The following is a 21,013-nucleotide window of genomic DNA, read 5'->3' as shown; positions in this document are numbered from 1 at the left end:
CCCGATTGTTGATCGCTTCTGCCGGCTCCGACCAGGGGGACGCACGATGAACGACGAAGACAAGCTCCGCAGCTACCTCAAGCGCGCCACCGCCGACCTGCGCTCGACGCGGCAGCTCCTACGCGAGGTGGAGGACCGGGCACACGAACCGGTGGCGATCGTCGGGATGGCCTGCCGGTATCCGGGTGGGATCGACACCCCGGAGCAGCTGTGGGACCTCCTCGCCGCCGGCGGCGACGCGATCGGACCGTTCCCGACCGATCGGGGCTGGGAGCTGGACTCGCTCTACGACCCGGACCCCGACTCGCCCGGCACGACGTACGCCCGCGACGGCGGGTTCCTCGCCGACGCCCCCGGGTTCGACGCCGCGTTCTTCGGAATCAGCCCGCGTGAGGCCACGGCGATGGACCCGCAGCAGCGACTCCTGTTGGAGACCGCCTGGGAGAGCGTCGAGCGGGCCGGCATCGACCCGGCCAGCCTGCGCGGCAGCGCCACGGGTGTCTTCGCCGGGGTGATCTCACAGGACTACCTGGCCCGGATGAGCGAGCCGGATCCCGACCTGGAGGGATACCTGGTCACCGGCAACTCGGGCAGCGTGGCCTCGGGGCGCATCGCGTACGTGCTGGGGCTGGAAGGTCCGGCGGTCACGGTGGACACGGCGTGTTCGTCGTCGCTGGTGGCGATGCACCTGGCGGTCCAGGCGATCCGGGGCGGCGAATGCGACATGGCGCTCGCGGGTGGCGCGACGATCCTCGCCCTGCCGCGCCCGTTCATCGAGTTCAGTCGGCAGCGGGGCCTGGCGCCGGACGGCCGGTGCAAGCCGTTCGCCGCCGCCGCCGACGGCACCGGCTGGGGCGAGGGCGTCGGCCTGCTGCTCCTGGAACGGCTGTCGGTCGCGCGGGAGCGCGGCCACCGGATCCTCGCCGTCATCCGCGGTTCGGCGGTGAACCAGGACGGGGCCAGCAACGGCCTCACCGCACCCAACGGGCCGTCGCAGGAACGGGTGATCCGGCAGGCCCTCGCCAACGCGAGGTTGACGCCGGCGGACGTGGACGTCGTGGAGGCCCACGGCACCGGCACCACCCTCGGCGACCCGATCGAGGCGCAGGCGCTCCTGGCCACGTACGGACAACACCGCCGCGACAACCAGCCACTCTGGCTGGGGTCGATCAAGTCGAACATCGGCCACACCCAGGCCGCCGCGGGGGTGGCCGGGGTGATCAAAATGGTCCAGGCGATGCGGCACGACCTGCTGCCCCGCTCGCTGCACATCGACGCGCCGAGCCCGCACGTCGACTGGGACAGCGGCAACGTCCGCCTCCTCGACCAGCCGGTCGACTGGCGGCAGAACGGGCATCCACGCCGGGCGGGGGTGTCCTCCTTCGGCGTCAGCGGCACCAACGCACACCTGATCATCGAAGAGGCCCCCGCCGATGAGCCGGTAGGCGGCGGGTCGGAACAGACCGGGTCGGGCACCACCATGACGTCGGCGACGCCGGCCGGCGGGGACGGTGCGGAGCTGACCGACCTGCCCGGTGGCGGCTGGGTGCCCTGGCTCCTGTCCGCGAAAACCGAGCCCGCCCTACGGGAGTACGCCCGCCGCCTACACGACTGGACCACCAACACGGACGACCTCGACCTCGTCGGCGTCGCCCACGCCCTCGCCAACCGGTCAGCCTTCCCGCACCGGGCCGTCGTCCTCGGCCGCACCGCCAACGAAATACGCGAGGCACTGACCGCGCTGGTCGACGGCGTCGAACACGACAACCTGAACGTCGGCGAAGCCCACGACAGCGGAAAAATCGCGTTCATCTACCCCGGACAGGGCAGCCAATGGCCCACCATGGCCCACACCCTCTACCGCACCTCCACCGTCTTCCGCCACAGCATCCAGGCCACCCACACCGCCCTACGCGAACACGTCGACTGGTCACTACTCGACATCGTCCTGCAACGGCCCACCGCAGCCAGCCTCAACCGAGTCGACGTCGTCCAACCCGTCCTGTACGCCGTCACCACCGCACTCACCGCACTCTGGCGACACCACGGCATCAACCCCCACGCCGTCATCGGCCACAGCCAAGGCGAAATCACCGCCGCCCACACCACCGGGACCCTCACCCTCGACCACGCGGTCCGGCTCATCACCCACCGCGCAAAAGCACTCACCACCATCGAAGGCACCGGCGGCATGCTCGCCATCACCGGCCCCACCCCCGAAGAACTACCCGACCTGCTCGAACGGCTGGCCCCCGAACACACCGCCGGACTCCACCTCGCCGCCCACAACGCACCCACCACCTGCGTACTCTCCGGCACCACAACCGCCATCCACGCCGCCCACCAAGCGCTGACCGAGCAGGGCTTCACCGCCAAAATCATCCCGGTCAACTACGCCAGCCACTGCCCACACATCGACCCCCTCCAGGCCGAACTGACCAGCGCCACCGTCCACCCCCAAGTCAGCGACACCACCTTCTACAGCAGCACCCGACAGCAGGCCACCCCAGGCACCGAACTCACCACCGACTACTGGTGGGACAACCTCCGCCAACCCGTCCACTTCCACCCCACCCTCCAACAACTGGCCGCCGACAACCACCACACCCTCATCGAAATCAGCCCCCACCCCCTACTCGCCCCCACCATCGACACCGAGTCGACCACCGTCTGCCACACCCTCCGCCGCGACACCGACCCCTGGCACACCCTCCTCACCAACACCGCCCACCTACACACCCACACCACCCACCCCATCACCTGGACCCACCTGCTGCCCGCCGCGAGGGCACACGCGACCCCGCCCACATACCCCTTCCACCACCAGCGGTACTGGTCGACCGTCGCGCCGGCCGCCCACCCGCGCCGCCTCGGCCTGCAAGCCACCAGCCATCCCCTGCTGGCCGCCACCATCACCACCGCCACCAGCGGCGAACACCTCTTCACCGGCCATATCTCCAGCCGGGCGCAGCCCTGGCTCGCCGACCACACCATCGCCGGTGCCGGCCTGCTGCCCGCCACCGCCCTGGTCGAGTTCGCCCTGCACGCGGGCTCCGTCGCCGGGTATCCACTACTGGAGGAACTGACCCTCGAAGCGCCGGTGCCGCTCACCGACGCCGCCACCGACCTCCAGGTCACCGTCACCGGATGCGACCAGCCGGGCCGGCGTACGCTCGCCGTCCACACCCGACCGGCCGACGAGCCGGACGCGGCGTGGACCACCCACGCCACCGGGCTGCTCACCGGCGACGACGACGGCGAGTCGAGCGTGCCGCCGCTCGCCGCCTGGCCGCCGGCCGGCGCGGAGCCGATCGACCTGGGCGGGGCGTATCCGCGGCTGGCCGAGGCGGGTTACCGGTTCGGGCCGGCGTTCCAGGGCCTGCGTCGGGCCTGGCGCGCCGGCGACGACCTGTACGCCGAGGTGGCGCTGCCCGACCAGATGGACGTAGCGGGGTACGCGGTGCATCCCGCGCTGCTCGACGCGGCCCTGCACCCGGCGGTACTGGCCGTCCTCGACGAGGACGCGGACACCGTCCGCCAGGCGTTCGCCTGGGAGCAGGTCCGACTGCACGCGACGGGGGCGACGGCGCTACGGGTACGCCTGACCCGCCAGTCACCGGAGCGGTTGGCGCTGGAAGCCCACGACCTGGCCGGTGAGCTGGTGCTGAGCGCAGCCGGAGTGCTGTCCCGGGCCACCTCGGCCGAAGGGATCGCCGCCGGGGCCGCCCGGCCGGACCGGCTCTTCCGGATGGAGTGGGTGCCCGTCCCGCCGGCGCCCGCCGAGTCGACCTCGTCCTGGGTGCTGGTCGGCGCGGACACCGCTCGGGCGTCCGGCGGGCTGCCGGGCGTACCCGTGATCGCGAAGTTCGGGGAGGCGGCGCGCGACGACGCGACGGCGCCCGCGGTGCTCGTGCTGCCGCTGCCCCCCGGTGACGACGGGGACGTGCCGGCGGCCGTGCACGAGCGGACCGGTCGGCTGCTCCGCACGGTGCGGGACTGGCTCGGCCGGGAGGAGCTGTCGGAGAGCCGGCTGGTCGTCCTCACCAGCGGCGCGGTCAGCATTGGGGCCCGAGAGCCGGTGACCGACCTGGCCGGCGCCGCCTGCTGGGGGCTGCTGCGCTCCGCCCAGACCGAACACCCCGACCGGCTCATCGTGATCGACACCGACCACAGTCCGGAGAGCGCCCGCGCGCTGGCCGCCGCCGTCGGCACCGCCACCCTGCGTGCGGAGCCGCAGCTCGCGCTGCGGGCCGGCGGGCTCCGCGCGCCCCGGCTGACCCCGGCCACGGTCGCGCCGGTCGCGCCGGTCCCGCTCGGTCCCGAGGGCACCGTGCTGGTCACCGGAGGCACCGGAACGCTCGGCCGGCTGACCGCCCGGCACCTGGTCACCCGGCACGGCGTACGCCACCTGCTGCTGGTCGGCCGGCGGGGCCCGGAGCACCCGGACGCCGCCGCCGTCGTACGGGAGCTGGGTGATCTCGGAGCCGCGGTGACCGTCGCCGCCGGGGACCTCGGCGATGCGGCGGTGGTCCGTGACCTCCTCGCCGGCATCGACCCGGCGCACCCGCTGACCGCGGTCTTCCACGCGGCCGGGGTGACCGACGGCGGACCGGTGGAACGGCTCACCGAGCGGCAGTTGCGCGACGTGCTGGCGCCGAAGGTCGACGCCGCCTGGCAGCTGCACCGGCTCACCGACGCGCACCTGGTGCTCTACTCCTCGATCGCCGGCAGCCTGAACACCAGCGGAGTGGCCAACTACGCCGCCGCGAACGCGTTCCTGGACGCCCTCGCCCAGCACCGGCGCGCGCAGGGTCTGCCCGCCACCGCCCTGGCCTGGGGCTACTGGGACGTCGAGACCGGGATGAGCGGGGCCATGTCGGAGGCCGACCGGCGACTGCTGGCCCGGGCCGGGCTCGCGGCGCTGCCCGTCGAGGAGGGGATGCGGCTCCTGGACACCGCGCTGGCGACCGACCGGCCGGTGCTGGTGCCGGCCGGCATCGACCGGGCGGCCGTCCGCGCCCGGGCCCGCGCCGGTGACCTGCCGGCCGTGCTGCGCGCGTTCGCCCCGGCCGGGCTACGGCAGGCCGCGACGACCGCACCGACGGCGTCCCCGCTCGCCGGACAACTCGCGGAGCGCTCGGTAGACGACCAGTTGTCGGTCCTGGTCGACCTGGTCCGGACGCACGTAGGCGCGGTGCTCGGGCACGTCGACCCCGCCGCACTCGACGCGGGGCAGGACTTCAAGAGCCTGGGCTTCGACTCGATGACGGCGGTGCAGCTGCGCAACCGGCTCCGGACCGCCACCGGGCTGCGGCTGCCCGCGACGCTCGTCTTCGACCACCCGACGATGCGGGCGGTGGCCACACTGCTCCGCACGCTGCTGCTCGACCTGCCCACCGAGCGGCGGGCAGCGGCGCCGGCGGTGACCGCCACGGCCGAACCGATCGCGATCATCGGGATGGCCTGCCGCTACCCGGGTGGGGTCACCTCCCCGGAGGAGTTGTGGCAGCTGCTCGCCTCCGGCACCGACGCGGTCGGCGGGTTCCCCACCGACCGGGGCTGGGACCTGGCCACCCTCTACAACCCGGACCCGGACACCCCGGGCACCACGTACGCCCGAGAGGGCGGCTTCGTCCGGGACGCCGCCGAGTTCGACCCGGCCTTCTTCGGGATCAGCCCGCGCGAGGCGACCGCGATGGATCCGCAGCAACGGCTGCTGCTGGAGGCCGCCTGGGAGAGCATCGAGCGGGCCGGCATCGACCCCACCAGCCTGCGCGGCAGCGCCACCGGTGTGTTCACCGGCCTCACCCATCAGGAGTACGTCGGCCGACCCGGCGCCTCGGCGGATGCCGAGGGCTATCTGCTGACCGGGAGCACCACCAGCGTGGCGTCCGGGCGGGTGGCGTACACCCTGGGCCTGGAGGGGCCGGCGGTCACGGTGGACACCGCCTGCTCGTCGTCGCTGGTGGCGGTGCACCTGGCGGCACAGTCCCTGCGTAGCGGTGAGTGCGAGCTGGCGCTCGCGGGCGGGGTGACCGTGATGGCGAGCCCCACCGGTTTCATCGAGTTCGCCCGGCAGCGGGGGTTGGCCGCCGACGGCCGGTGCAAGCCGTTCGCCGCGGCGGCGGACGGGTTCGGGTTCTCCGAAGGGGTGGGCCTGCTCCTTCTGGAACGCCTCTCCACCGCGCGGGAACGCGGTCACCGCGTCCTCGCCGTCGTACGAGGCTCGGCGGTCAACCAGGACGGAGCCAGCAACGGCCTCACCGCCCCGAACGGACCGTCCCAGGAACGCGTCATCCGCCAGGCCCTCACCAACGCCAGGCTGACACCAGCCGACGTGGACGCCGTCGAGGCCCACGGCACCGGCACCACCCTCGGCGACCCCATCGAAGCCCAGGCCCTGCTCGCCACCTACGGGCAGCAGCGGCGGGACGACCAACCGCTCTGGCTCGGGTCGATCAAGTCGAACATCGGCCACGCCCAGGCCGCCGCCGGTGCCGCCGGCATCATCAAGATGGTCCTCGCGCTAGGGCACGACCTGCTGCCCCGCACCCTGCACGTCGACACCCCCACCCCACACGTCGACTGGACCACCGGCAACGTCCGCCTCCTCGACGAGCCCGTCGAATGGCGGCAGAACGGCCACCCGCGCCGGGCCGGGGTGTCCTCGTTCGGCATCAGCGGCACCAACGCCCACGTCATCCTCGAAGAGGCGCCACCGGCGGAGGCCGCCGCGCCGAGCGACGACCCGTGGGACGGGTGGACGTCGTGGACTCTGTCAGCGCGGACGGACCGCGCGCTGCGCGACCAGGCGGCACACCTGCTCGACCGGCTGCGCGACGAGGATGTCGCGCCGGCGGCGGTCGCCGGGGTGCTGGCGCGGCGTACCCGGTTCGCGCACCGGGCGGTGGTCACCGCGGCCAGCCGTACCGACTTCACCGCCGCGCTGACCGCCCTCGTCGACAACGAGCCGCACCCGCACCTCACCACCACCGTCAGCACCGACGACGGCGGGAAGGTCGCCTTCTGTTTCACCGGTCAGGGCAGCCAGTACCCGGGCATGGGCGCCGACCTGTACGCCACCAACCCCACCTACCGACAGGCATTCGACCAGACGTGCGAGGCATTGAACCCCCACCTCGAACACCGCCTCCAAGACGTGGTTTTCTCCGAGCCAGGAAGCCGCCTCGCCGGGCTACTGGACACCACCGCCTACACCCAACCCGCACTGTTCGCCCTCCACATCGCCCTGCACCAGGTCGCCACCACCCAACTCGGCCTCAAACCCGACCACCTCACCGGACACTCCCTCGGCGAAATCACCGCCGCCCACCTCGCCGGAGTCCTCACCCTCACCGACGCCGCCCACCTCGTCACCACCCGAGCCCGACTCATGAACAGCATCACCACCCCCGGCGCCATGACCGCCCTCCAAGCCACCCGAGACGAAGCCGACGAATTGATCGCCGGCCACGACGGCGTCACCATCGCCGCCGTCAACACCCCACACACCACCGTCATCAGCGGCGACCGACACGTATGCGAACAACTCGCCGCCCGCTGGCGCGAGCAAGGACGCAAAACCACCGCACTCCAGGTCAGCCACGCCTTCCACTCACCCCACATGAACGCCATCACCGACGAATTCCACACCGTCGCCGCCGGGCTCACCTACCAGGCACCCACCCTGCCCGTCATCAGCAACGTCACCGGACAACTCGCCACCACCGAACAACTCACCAACCCCGACTACTGGGTGGAACACATCCTCGCCCCCGTCCACTACGCCAACGGCATCACCACCCTCCACAACCAACACGGCGTCCGCACCTTCGTCGAACTCGGACCGGACGCCACCCTCACCACCCTGCACACCCACACCCGACCCGAGGCGCTCGCCGTCCACACCCTGCACAGGGACAAGCCGAACCAACACACCCTGCTCACCGCCGCCGCCACCCTGAACGCCCGGCCCACCGGCACCCACCCCCACCTCGACCTGCCCACGTACCCGTTCCAGCGCACCCGCCACTGGCTGCCGACCAGGCCGGACAGCGGACCGCGCCGCGCGCCGGTCGAGCCGGCCGGCGGTCATCCCCTGCTCGGCACGCCGCTGGACGTGGCCGGGGCCGCCGGACGCTGGTTCACCCGGACGGTGGTCCCCGAGCGGCTCCGCTTCGTCGACCAGCACCGGCTGCTCGGCACGGCGGTCTTCCCGGCGACCGCGCTCGTCGAGTGGGCGCTCGCGGCGGCCCGCGGCGACTCCCCGGAACGCCGGTGGAGTCTGACGGGAATCACCTTCGACGAGTTCCTGCGCTGCGGCAACGGTGCCACGCTCGCCCTGCAGTCCTGCGTGGAGCCGGACGGGCCGGGGCACCGGGTGCGCTGCTTCAGCCGCCCGGCGGACGAGCCGTCGACGCCGTGGGCACAGCACGTCACCGTCGCCGCCGTACACGCCGGCACCTCGTCCACGCCGCACCGGCTGCACCTGGCCGGCGTACGGGCCGGCATGGCGGACGAGGACCTCGACGGCTTCTACGACCGGCTCTGGCGGATCGGCGTCGAGTACGGGCCCGGGTACCGGGCGATGAAGCGGCTGCTGCGCTCCGGGGACGAGGCCCTCGCCCTGATCGAGGTGGACGAACCGGAACGGGACGGCGACGGGTGGTTGCTGCACCCGATGGTGCTCGACGCCTGCCTGCACGTGGGGGCGGCCTTCGGGGTCAGCGAGGACGACTTCTGGCTCCCCGCCGGCATCGACCGGATCGAGGTGTACGACCGGCTGCCCGGCCGGGTCTGGTGCCGGGCCCGGTCCCGGGGCGTGCCGGAGGGCGGCGAGCGGGCGATGGACCTCGACCTGGTCACCGCGCTGGGCGAGCCGGTGGCGAGGATGACCGGCGTCCGGCTGCGCGCCGTACCGCGTACCCTCGTCACCGGCCTGGCCGGGTCGCGGCTGCGCCGCTACGACGTGACCTGGCACCCGCTGCCCGGTCGGCCGGCCCGCCGGGCCGAGATGGGCCCACGCGACACCTGGCTGGTCTGCGGCCGGGACGCCGGGATGGTCGCGGACCGGCACGCCCAACTGCTCGGTCTCGGCTGCGCCGCCGCCTCGTTGGTGCTGGCCGACGGCGTCCAGGTGCCGGCGACCGCCTCCCTCGCCGGCGGGACGGTGCGGGTGGATCCGGCCGACGACGCGGCCCTGGCCCGGCTGGTCGACGCGGCCCGCGCCGAGGGCGTCAAGCTGCGGGGGCTGCTGCTCGGCCCGGACTGCGGCCCGGCCGCGGACGACACCGCCACCTCGGCCTACCGGGCCGCACGGGACGCGCTGTCCGTGCTCCGGCAGGTCCTGCGAGGGTACGGCGACGACGCGCCGGACGTGGTGCTCTGCACCACCGGCGCGGAGGCGCCGGCCGTGGACGACGTGCCGACGCCGGCGCAGGCGCTGCTCGGCGGGTTGGCCCGCGCGGTGGTGACCGAGCATCCCGACCTGCGCTGCGTGCAGGTGGACCTCGACCCGGCCGGGCCCGCGCCGGCGCTCTCCACGGTCCTCGACCGGGTCGCCGACGCCGACGGCGCCACCCACCTCGCGGTACGCGACGGCACCTGGTACGAGGCCCGGCTACGGGAACGTGAGCTGCCGGATCCGGGCCCGGGCCCGGTGCTCCGCGCCGACGCGGCGTACCTGGTCACCGGCGGCTTCGGTGGACTGGGCCAGGCGGTGGCCGGCTGGCTGGCCGACCAGGGGGCGACCAACCTGGTCCTGCTCGGGCGGCGGGTGCCGGCGGTCGAACCGCCGCTGCTGACCGCACTGCGCGAACGCGGGGTACGGCTGCGCTGCCTGGCCGTGGACGTCGCGGACGGCGACGCGCTGGCCGCCGCCCTGGCCGGGCTCGCCGGGGACCTGCCGCCGCTGGCCGGAGTGGTGCACGCGGCCGGTGTCGTCGACGACGCCGTCCTGGCCGAACAGGACTGGGACCGGTTCCGCCGGGTGCTGGACCCGAAGGTCCGCGGCGGCTGGCACCTGCACCGGGCCACGGAGGGTCTCGACCTGGACTTCTTCGTGCTGTTCTCCGCCCTCGGCGCGACGGTCGGCTCCGCCGGTCAGGCCAACTACCTGGCCGCGAACGCCTTCCTGGACGGCCTGGCCCGGCACCGGCACGCACGGGGCCTGCCGGCGATCAGCGTCGGCTGGGGGCCGTGGGCGCAGGCCGGCATGGCCGTCGACCAGGACGTGCTGGGCCGGTTGGCCGCGCTCGGCCTGGACGCGATCCCCACCGCCGAGGCACTGGCGGCGCTGGGTACGTTCCTCGACCCGGCGGCCGGGGAGCCGGTCGGGCCGGTGGTCGGGGCGGCCCGGGTGGACTGGCGTCGATCGCTGACCGCGGCGGCCCGCTCCCGGCCGTACCGGCTGCTGGCGGACGTGACCCCGGCCGACCTCGCCGGGGCCACCGAGACGTCGGCCGCGCCGGACCTGGCCGTGCTCGCGGTCACGGACCCGGTGGCGGCGCGCGAGCTGCTGCTGGCCGGGCTGCTGGAGCGGGTGGCGCTGCTGCTCGGCCTCAGCGCCGCCGACCAGGAGTCGATCCGGCCCACCTTCGCCGGGACCCGGCTGAACGAGCTGGGCCTGGACTCGCTGACCACGGTACGGCTGCGCCAGCGGCTACTGGTCGACTACGCGGCCGACGTACCGCCGGCGGACCTGTTCGGCGGCGGTACGGCAGCGGACGTGGCGGAGCTGATCTGCCAGCAGTTGACGCTGCGCAGCGTCGTCGCCGCCGATGACGACGACTTCGACGACGAGGACGCCGAGGTGCTGATCCTGTGAGCACGGACGGTCCGACCTGGAGGAAGGGTGTTGCGGTGAGCGGTGCTGACGAGAGGTCGGGCGGGGTCGCCTCCCTGGTGGCCGACCTGGCCCGGAGCGACGTGCGGTTGAAGCTGGTCGGTGCGGACCAGCTGAGCGTGAGCGCCCCGAAGGGACGCCTCTCGCCGGCCCTGCGCGAGCGGATCACCCGGCACCGGGCGGAGCTGATCGGCTGGCTGTCCCGTGACCGCGACGCCGCCGACGGCGCGGTGGCCCTGCCGGAGATCACCCCCGACCCGGCGGACCGCCACGAGCCGTTCCCGCCGTCGGACATCCAGATGTCCTTCCTGGTGGGCAGCCGGGAGGGCTTGGAATACCACGTCCGGCCGCACCAGTACATGGAGGTGGACTTTCCGGAGCTGGACCCGGCCCGGTTCGAGCGGGCGCTCAACGCGGCGGCGCGGCGGCACCGGCACAGCCTGGTCGTGGTCCGCGAGGACATGCTGCTCCAGACGGTCCGCGACCCGGAGCCGATCCCGGTGGAGGTGATCGACCTGCGGGAGCGGGACGAGGCCGGGCAGCGGGCCGGCATCGAGCGGACCCGGGCCGCGATGCAGCGCCGGGAACTGCCGCTGGACCGCTGGCCCTGGCTGGACGTCCGGCTCTCGCTGTTGTCCGGCGGGCCGGTCCGGATGCACTGGAACAACAACAACTTCTTCAGCGACGCCCCCGGCACCGGCCGGTTCCTCAAGGACCTGCTGCACTGCTACGCGCACCCGGACGAGCCGCTGCCCGAGCTGACCCTGAGCTACCGGGACTGCGTACTCGCGCTGGCCCGGCTGGAGGAGTCGCCGCTGGGGCAGGCGTCGAAGAAATACTGGTGCGACCGGATGGCCGACTGGCCCACGGCGCCGGAGCTGCCGCTGGCCCCCGGCTCGGACACCCGCCGCCGGTCCCGGCTGGAACGCCGGGAGCACGTGCTGTCTCCCGCGAGGTGGGCGGCGTTCACCCGCCGGGCCGCCGAGCGGGGGTTGTCCCAGACCAACGCGCTCTGCGCCGTCTACGCCGAGGTCCTCGGCGCGTGGAGCGGATCCCGGCACTTCCTGATCAACAACATGAACACCCACCGGCTGCCGCTGCACCCGCAGATCGGCGAGGTGATCGGCAACTTCTCCTCGCTGTATCCGCTGGAGGTGGACTGGCGGGCCGGCGGCCCGTTCCACGAGCGGGCGCGCCGGTTGCAGGCCCAGGTGCTGGCGGACATGCAGCACGTCCACTGGAGCGGGGTGAAGGTGCTCCAGGCGGTCAACCAACTCCGGCGCACCCCCGGCCGGGCCGTCTGCCCGTACGCGGTGGGCAGCGCGCTCTTCGTCGGGCAGACCGACCGGCCCGTTTACAGCCTGCTGGAGACGCCGCAGGTGCTGCTCGACTGCGAGTTCTGGGAGCAGCGCGACGGCAGCATGTGGACGGTCTGGGACGTGCTCGAGGCGATGTTCCCGCCCGGCCTGATGGACGACATGCTGGCCGGGTACGGGGCCGTGCTGGAGGCGCTGGCCGACGGCGACGAGGCCTGGGAACGGGAGGCGTTCGACCTGCTCCCGGCCACCGACCGGCAGCGCCGGACCCGGCAGAACGAGGCCGGCCCGCCGGCCCCGCCGGGGCTGCTGCACGCCGCCCTGGCGGAGCGGGCCACGGCCCAGCCGACCCGGGCCGCGGTGATCGCCGGCGACACCACGCTCGGCTACGCCGAGCTGTACCGACGGGCGGGCCGGCTCGGCGCGGCGCTGCGGGCGGCCGGCGTGGCGCCCGGCGACCTGGTCGCGGTGGCCGCCCGGAAGGACTGGCCACAGCTCGTCGCCGTGCACGCCGTGCTGCTGGCCGGCGCGGCGTACGTGCCGATCGACCCGGGCTGGCCGGCCGAGCGGATCGGCTACCTGCTGGCCGACACCGGCGCCACCGCCGTGGTAACCGGCGCCGACACGCGGGAGACGCTCGCCGGCGTGGTGCCGGTGCCGCTGGTCGTGGTCGAGGACGTCGCCGACGACGGGCCGGCGCTCGGGTACGCGCCGCTGCGCGAGCCGGGCGACCTGGCGTACGTGATCTACACGTCTGGCTCCACCGGCCGGCCGAAGGGCGCGATGCTGGACCACCGCGGGCCGCTGAACACGGTTACCGACGTCAACGCCCGCTACGGCGTCACCGAGCGGGACGTGCTGTTCGGCATCTCCTCGCTCTGCTTCGACCTGTCGGTGTACGACGTCTTCGGCGCCGCCGCGGCCGGTGCCACCCTGGTGCTGCCGGACCCCACCCGGCACGACCCGGCCTCCTGGCTGACGCTGGCCCGGGACCGGCGGGTGACCGTCTGGAACTCGGTGCCGGCCCTCATGCAGCTGCTCGTCGAGGAGGCCGAGACCACCGGGGTACGCCTGCCCGACCTGCGGCTGGTGCTGCTCAGCGGGGACTGGATCCCGGTGACCCTGCCGGACCGGATCCGGGCGGTCGCGCCGAACGCCCGGGTGGTCAGCCTCGGCGGCGCGACCGAGGCGTCCATCTGGTCGATCGCCCACCCCGTCGAGCGGGTCGAGCCGGGCTGGGTGAGCATCCCGTACGGGCGGCCGCTGACCAACCAGACCTGGCACGTGCTGGACGAGCGGGGCCGGGACGCGCCGACCTGGGTGCCGGGGCACCTGTACATCGGCGGGGTCGGGCTGGCCATGGGCTACCTCGACGCCCCGGAACGCACCGCCGCCGCGTTCGTGTCGCACCCGGTCACCGGGGAGCGCCTCTACCGCACCGGCGACCGCGGCCGGTACCTGCCCGACGGCACCATCGAGTTCCTCGGACGGGCCGACTTCCAGGTGAAGATCCAGGGGTTCCGGGTGGAGCCGGGCGAGGTGGAGCACGCGCTGCTGGAGCACCCGGACGTGGGTGGCGCGGCGGTGGTCGCCCGTACCTCGGGGGCGGGGCGGCAACTGGCCGCCTTCGTGGTGGGGCGGGACGGCCGGGACCGGCCCGACCCGGTCGTCGTACGCGACTTCCTCGCCGCCCGGCTGCCCGCCTACCTGGTGCCCAGTCACGTGGTGGTACGCGACGGGCTGCCGCTGACCGGCAACGGCAAGGTGGACCGGCGGGCGCTGGAGACGGTCGACCTCGCCGACGGCGGCGGCGAACGCCGGCACGTGCCGCCGGGCACCCCGACCGAGGTGGCGCTCGCCGAGATCTGGCGGGAGATCCTGTCGCTGGACCGGCTCGGGGTCGAGGACGACTTCTTCGACCTGGGCGGGCAGTCCTTCGCGGCGCTGCGGGTGGTCGGCCAGATCGCGCAGCGGCTGGGCCGGCGGGTGCCGCTGGGGGCGCTGCTGGAACGCCGGACCGTGGCCGGTCTGGCCCGCTGGCTGGACTCCGCGCCGGCGGACTGGTCCCCGCTGGTACGGCTCACCGGCACGCCGGACGCCGTGACACCGCCCTGGGTGCTGGTGCACCCGGCCGGTGGTGACGTGCTCTGCTACCGGGACCTCGCCGCCCGGCTCGACCGGGGCTGCCTCGCCCTCCAGGCGCCCGGACCGGCCGTCGGCCGGGAGCCGGTGGCCGACCTCGGCGAGTTGGCCGCGCTCTACCTGGCCGCGCTGCGACGGGACCAGCCGCACGGCCCGTACCTGCTCGGCGGCTGGTCGTCCGGGGCGGTCATCGCGGCGGAGCTGGCCCGCCAACTCACGGAGGCCGGCGAGCAGGTGCGCCACCTCGTGGTGATCGACGCCCCGGCACCGGTGGCGCCGCAGCGGGTGGACGACGCGCGGATTCCCCTGTGGTTCGTGGAGGACCTCGACCGGGGCTTCGACCCCGGCCTGGTCACCCCCGGGCAGCTCCGGGAGCTGGCCGAGCTGCCCGCCGGCGAGCGGCTGGACGGGGCGGTGCGGTTGGCGGCCAAGCACGGCGTACCGGTGGACGACCTGGCGGGCGGCACGCTCGCCGCCACGTACGCGGTCTTCGAGGCGGTGGTGCGGGCGTGCGCCGGCCACCGCGCGGCCCGGATCGACGCGGACGTCACGGTGCTGCGGGCCCGCGACGGCCGGGTCAGCGAGTTCGCCGACCACCCGCACGGCGACCGCCCCGACTGGGGTTGGGCCGAGCTGACCGGGGGGCGGCTGTCGGCCGTGGCCGTCCCCGGCACCCACCACACCGTGCTCACCGCCGTCGGCGTGGACCAGGTCGCCGCGGCGCTGAACGAGGCGACCCGGAGCTGACCGAGGCCGCCCCGGCGGCCACCCGTGTACGGCGTGCCGACCGGCCCGCCGCTCCTACCCACCGGGCGACCGGCGCCGGTGGCCGATCCGCCCTGCCGAGGAGGACTCCGGTGGCCCGTCAGTGGAAGGTCCTGCTGGTCACGTCTGTCGCCGTGATGATGGCGCTGCTCGACGTGACGATCGTCAACGTGGCGATGCCCGCCCTGGGGGCCGCCTTCCCGGGGAGTTCGCTGAACGACCTGTCCTGGGTGCTCAACGCGTACAACGTGGTCTTCGCCGCAGCGTTGATCCCGGCCGGACGGCTCGCCGACCGGTGGGGTCGGCGGCGGGTGTTCCTCGCCGGGGTGGTGCTCTTCCTGGCCGGCTCGGCGGCCTGCGGGCTCGCCCCGGCGGCGGGCGTGCTGATCGCGGCCCGGTGCGTGCAGGCTCTCGGCGCGGCGGCCATCATGCCGACCTCGCTCGGCCTGCTGCTGCCCGAGTTCCCGGTGCGGCGACGGGCCACCGCGATCGCGCTCTGGACCGCGACCGGCACGGTCGCCGGGGCCGCCGGCCCGTCGCTCGGCGGCGTGCTGGTGGCCTGGCAGGGCTGGCGGTGGGTGTTCCTGGTGAACCTGGCGATCGGCCTGCCCGGCCTGCTGGCGGCGGTGCGGGTGCTGCGGGAGACCCGGGACGCCACGCCGGGGCCGTTCCCGGACGTGGTCGGGTCGCTGCTGCTGGGCGGCGGGGTCGGGACCCTGGCCCTGGCGGTGGTTCGGCTGCCGGACTGGGGGGCGACGTCGGCGGCGTTCGGCGGCACGGTCGCCGTCGGCGCGGCCCTGCTGGTCGCCCTGGCGGTACGGTCGGGCCGGCACCCGGCCCCGATCATCGAGCCGGCGCTGGTGCGGATCCGCTCGTTCAGCGTCGCCAACCTCGGCTCGCTGGTGTTCGCCGCCGCGATGAACGCGCTGCTGCTGTGCAACGTGCTGTTCCTGACCCAGGTGTGGCGCTACGACAGCCTGGCCACCGGCGGCGCGCTGACCGCCGGGCCGGTGACGGCCGCGGCGTTGGCCCCGCTGGTCGGCCGGCTCGGTGACCGGTTCGGGCCCCGGGCGGTGGCGCTGCCGGGCGGATTGTTCTTCTGCGCCGGGGCGTTGCTGTTCGCCCGCGCGCCCGGCGAGCCGGACTTCCTCGCCGCCTTCCTGCCGGCGGCGGTGCTGATCGGCGCGGGGGCGGCGTTCAGTTTCCCCGGGTTCGGGCACGCCGCGTTCGCCGAGTTCCCCCGGGCCCGCTTCGCCACCGGGGTGGCCATCGCGTCCTGCCTGCGGCAGGTCGGCGCGGTCCTCGGCGTCGCCGTCCTGATCACCGTCCTGGCCGACGGCAGCGACACCTCGCTGGCCGTGTTCCACCGCGCCTACCAGGTGATCGCCGCGGGCGGGCTGCTCGCCGCCGGGGTGGCGCTCGCCCTCGGTCGGGTGCGGGCGCGGGACGTGGCGCACGTGCCGGCGGCCGGCCCCGACCCGGCGACGACGACGGCGGCGCGGCCGGCCGGTGACGCGGTCGCCCGGTCAGCCACTCGCCCCTGACCGGGCCGGCTCGCGGGGCCGCCGCCGGAGCGGACGACCGATCAGGAATCGAGAAGCGCAGGTCACGGAGCCGCAACTAGCCTGACCGCCATGGACATCGCCATTCGCGCGGCCCGGTCGGGCCGACGTGGCACGACGAGCGTGGAGATCAACTCATGACGTCAGGGCTCAAAACCGTGATCTTTCCGGTGCGGGACCTCGGCCAGGCCAAAGCGGTGTACGGGGCGCTGCTGGGTGTCCCGCCGTACACGGACGAGGCGTACTACGTCGGGTTCCGGGTCGGCGACCAGGAACTCGGCCTCGACCCGAACGGGCACCGGCAGGGCATGACCGGCGCGGTCGGCTACTGGGAGGTCGAGGACATCGCCGCCACCATCGAGGCGCTGACCGCAGCGGGCGCCACGTTGCAGGGCGAGGTCCGCGACGTCGGCGGCGGCATGCTGATCGCCACCGTACGGGACGCGGACGGCAACGCCTTCGGGCTCCGGCAGTCACCGTGAGCCGGCGTCGGCGGCGGCCCGGCCGGCGTGCCGCCGGGCGGGCGCGCCACGCCGGCCGCTGATCAGGTGGACGGCGTACCGTTGCCGCGACGACGCCGACGGGAGAACCAGACGTACCGCGCGAAGCCGGTCGAATCGCAACAGGCGACGTCGACGGAGACCGCGCGTTGCGGCCCCGCCCGACAGATGGAGAAACGATGAGCATGGCCACGACGGAGAGGCAGTCGCCTGTGCCGCACGTTGCCGACAGCCACGATCTGATCCGCGTGCACGGCGCGCGCGAGAACAATCTCAAGAACGTCAGCATCGAGATCCCGAAGCGCCGGCTGACGGTGTTCACCGGCGTCTCCGGCTCGGGCAAGAGCTCGCTGGTGTTCGACACGATCGCCGCGGAGTCGCAGCGGATGATCAACGAGACGTACAGCGCCTTCGTGCAGGGGTTCATGCCGACGCTGGCGCGGCCCGACGTCGACGTGCTCGACGGGCTGACCACCGCGATCATCGTCAACCAGGAGCGGATGGGCTCCGACCCGCGCTCCACGGTCGGCACCGCCACCGACGCCAACGCGATGCTGCGCATCCTCTTCAGCCGGCTCGGGCAGCCGCACATCGGCTCGCCGCAGGCGTTCTCCTTCAACGTCGCCTCGATCAGCGGCGCCGGCGCGGTCACCATCGAGCGCGGCGGCCAGACGACGAAGGAGCGGCGCTCGTTCAGCATCCTCGGCGGCATGTGCCCGCGCTGCGAGGGCCGCGGTTCGGTCACCGACATCGACCTGACCCAGCTGTACGACGCCAGCAGGTCGCTCAACGAGGGCGCGCTCATGATCCCCGGCTACAAGCCGGGCGGCTGGAACTACCGGCTCTACAGCGAATCGGGCTTCGTGGATCCGAACAAGCCGATCGGCAAGTACACGAAGAAGGAACTGAACGACTTCCTCCACCGCGAGCCGACCCGGATGAAGATCGCCGGCATCAACATGACCTACGAGGGACTGATCCCCCGGGTGCAGAAGTCGATGCTGTCGAAGGACAAGGAGGCGATGCAGCCGCACATCCGGACGTTCGTGGAGCGCGCGGTCACCTTCACCACCTGCCCCGACTGCGGCGGCACCCGGCTGAACGAGATGGCCCGGTCGTCGAAGATCGCGGGGATCAGCATCGCCGACGCGTGCGCGATGCAGATCAGCGATCTGGCCGAATGGGTTCGCGGCCTCGACGAACCGTCGGTCGGACCGTTGGTCGAATCGCTGCGCGACACGCTCGACTCCTTCGTCAACATCGGGCTCGGATATCTGAGCCTCGACCGGCCCTCCGGCACGCTCTCCGGCGGCGAGGCGCAGCGCACCAAGATGATCCGCCATCTCGGATCGTCGCTCACCGACGTCACCTACGTCTTCGACGAGCCGACCATCGGCCTGCACCCGCACGACATCCAGCGAATGAACGACCTGCTGCGGCAACTGCGCGACAAGGGCAACACGGTGCTGGTCGTGGAGCACAAGCCGGAGGCGATCGCGATCGCCGACCACGTCGTCGACCTCGGCCCACGCGCCGGCACCGAGGGCGGCGAGGTGGTGTTCGAGGGCACCGTCGAGGGCCTGCGGAAGAGCGACACCCTCACCGGGCGGCACCTGGACGACCGGGTCTCGTTGAAACCGTCGGCGCGGAAACCGGCCGGAGCGCTCCAGGTGCGCGGTGCCGACGCGCACAACCTGCGGGACGTCGACGTCGACATCCCGCTCGGCGTCCTCGTGGTGGTGACCGGCGTCGCGGGGTCGGGCAAGAGTTCGCTGATCCACGGCTCGGTCTCCGGGCGGGACGGCGTGGTGGCCGTCGACCAGACGCCGATCCGCGGTTCGCGGCGCAGCAACCCGGCGACGTACACCGGGCTGCTCGAACCGATCCGCAAGGCGTTCGCGAAGGCCAACGGCGTGAAGCCGGCGCTGTTCAGCGCCAACTCCGAGGGCGCCTGCCCCAACTGCAACGGCGCCGGCGTCATCTACACCGACCTGGCGATGATGGCCGGCGTGGCCGTCACCTGCGAGGAGTGCGAAGGCAAGCGGTTCCAGGCCGAGGTGCTGAAGTACAAGCTCGGCGGCAGGGACATCAGCGAGGTGCTGGCGATGCCGGTGACCGAGGCCGAGGAGTTCTTCGCGGCGGGCGAGGCACACCTCCCGGCCGCGCACGCCATCATCAGTCGGCTCGCCGACGTCGGGCTCGGGTATCTCACCCTCGGCCAGCCGCTCACCACGCTCTCCGGCGGCGAGCGGCAGCGGCTCAAGCTGGCGACCCACCTGGGGGAGAAGGGCGGCGTGTACGTGCTCGACGAGCCGACCACCGGCCTGCACCTCGCCGACGTCGAGCACCTGCTCGGCCTGCTCGACCGGCTGGTCGACTCCGGCAAGTCGGTCATCGTCATCGAACACCACCAGGCGGTCATGGCGCACGCCGACTGGATCATCGACCTCGGCCCCGGCGCCGGCCACGACGGCGGCCGGATCGTCTTCGAGGGCACGCCCGCCGACCTCGTCGCCGCCCGCTCGACCCTCACCGGCGAGCACCTCGCGGCCTACGTCGGCCCCTGACCGGGCCGTCGCCGGACCCGTACGACGAACCGGCGCCCCCTGCCGCTATCCGGCCTGGCAGGGGGCGCCGTTCAGGGCAAAGCCGAATCATATTCATGGTTAACGATGGAATGCCCGCTCGGGATCCCCCGCCCGGCCAGAAGTGCTCCCGGGGCGCCGTACGCCTCACAGGTCGCGGAACCAGGCCGCCCGCCAGGCCGCGCCCAGCGCGCTGACCAGCGCGCCACCCAGGTCAACGGCGGCCGGCCCGGCGACCGGGGCGGTGACTCCGGCCGCCACGGCCGCCAGCTCGGTCCAGGTCGGCTCCGGCGGGGCGACCCGGACCAGGTGGCCGTGGCGGGCCGCCCAGGCGCGTACGGCCGGGCGCCGGGTCGTCTCCGCGCCGGCGGCCAGCACGTGCAGGCGTACGCCGGGCCGGCGCTCGGTGACCGCCGCGAGGAAGTCGGCCAGGTCGGGTGGCGACCCCGACAGCGGGTCACCCGGCCCGCCGACCGGTGACCCGATCGCGGGCCGGTCCGCGCCCCCGTCGGCCGTGCCGCCGCCCGTGCCCTCGGCGAGCGCGAGCAGGCAGTCCCGGTAGTCGCAGTGCACCCCGACGAGTCGCGCGTCGGCCAGCGCCAGGTCGGGCAGTCCGGGCAGGCGGAACGCGGCAAGCTCGGCCGGGCACAGCCCCCACCGCCGCCAGATCCGGGCCACCGTGCCGTTGGACAGGCCGAGGTCGACACCGAGGGCCCGGCTGGACCAGGTGCCGCCGACGGGCGGGACGGCGGTCAGCGTACGCAGCACCACGTCGGCGTCCCGCACCCGCGGCCGGCGGCCGGGGCGTACCCGGTCCCGCAGGCCCGGCACGCCCTCCTCGGCGTAGCGGCGCAGCCAGGTCGCCACGGTGGGCCGGGTGGTGGCCAGCCGGCGGGCGGTCTCCGCGTACGACAGGCCGGTGGCGGCGGCCAGCACGATGGCGGCCCGCAGCGGCTCGCCGCCACGGCGGTGGCCCCGGGAGAGCCGGACGAGAATCTCCCGGTCCTCCGGTGAAATGGCGAACGACCGCCCCTGGGTCGGCTGCCCCATTGGTCCAACCCCCGGAAAATATTCGGCGCACCGACAGTGGACGTTATGCGCGCACGATTTGGACGGTCAATCAAAATGGCACCGCTAGGGGGAATCCGGGCTGGTCAGGCACCACGATAAGGGGGACTCGGACAGGCCGTAGGGGGTTCCTCCACCGCTGCGTGACGGCGGCGTCCCGGTACCCCGGAAACGCACCCCAAAAATTGATGTGTCGTAAATATCTTTACGCTTTCCGTATAGCCTCGCCAGC

Annotated in this window: 6 protein-coding genes; 5 read left to right on the top strand and 1 reads right to left on the bottom strand. The window is 73.7% G+C overall.

The features are described 5' to 3' along the window. Positions 1–46: 46 nt before the first annotated feature. The 5 genes from GA0070621_RS31340 (at position 47) to GA0070621_RS08795 (ending at position 19,695) form a co-directional block, all read left to right on the top strand. Positions 47–10,825 carry a type I polyketide synthase gene (locus GA0070621_RS31340; protein ID WP_091193185.1) on the top strand — a complete coding sequence of 3,593 codons (10,779 nt, stop codon included), beginning with the start codon at positions 47–49 and terminating at the stop codon, positions 10,823–10,825. Between the two features lie 35 nt (positions 10,826–10,860). Further along, a complete protein-coding gene (locus GA0070621_RS08810; RefSeq protein ID WP_157739904.1) occupies positions 10,861–15,048 on the top strand; it encodes a non-ribosomal peptide synthetase in 4,188 nt (1,395 codons plus the stop codon). A 110-nt stretch (positions 15,049–15,158) separates the two neighbouring features. Continuing rightward, entirely contained in the window at positions 15,159–16,610 is a 1,452-nt protein-coding gene (locus tag GA0070621_RS08805) for an MFS transporter (protein ID WP_091193180.1), read from the top strand. Positions 16,611–16,765: 155 nt separating this feature from the next. After that, on the top strand, positions 16,766–17,110 hold the full coding sequence (locus GA0070621_RS08800; protein ID WP_091193177.1) for a VOC family protein: 345 nt from the start codon (positions 16,766–16,768) through the stop codon (positions 17,108–17,110). A 197-nt stretch (positions 17,111–17,307) separates the two neighbouring features. Further along, positions 17,308–19,695, top strand: a complete 2,388-nt coding sequence (locus tag GA0070621_RS08795; RefSeq protein WP_091193175.1) for an ATP-binding cassette domain-containing protein — start codon at positions 17,308–17,310, stop codon at positions 19,693–19,695. A 165-nt stretch (positions 19,696–19,860) separates the two neighbouring features. Here GA0070621_RS08795 and GA0070621_RS08790 read toward each other — a convergent pair whose 3' ends face one another. Beyond that, positions 19,861–20,763: a helix-turn-helix domain-containing protein gene (locus GA0070621_RS08790; RefSeq protein WP_091193173.1), complete on the bottom strand. Its 903-nt coding sequence runs from the start codon at positions 20,761–20,763 to the stop codon at positions 19,861–19,863. Positions 20,764–21,013: the final 250 nt, after the last annotated feature.

Source organism: Micromonospora narathiwatensis (assembly GCF_900089605.1).
In the GTDB taxonomy this organism is placed as follows: Bacteria; Actinomycetota; Actinomycetes; order Mycobacteriales; family Micromonosporaceae; genus Micromonospora; species Micromonospora narathiwatensis.
The sequence above is the reverse complement of the archived record's forward strand: the minus strand, read 5'-3'. Positions and strand labels throughout refer to the sequence as shown.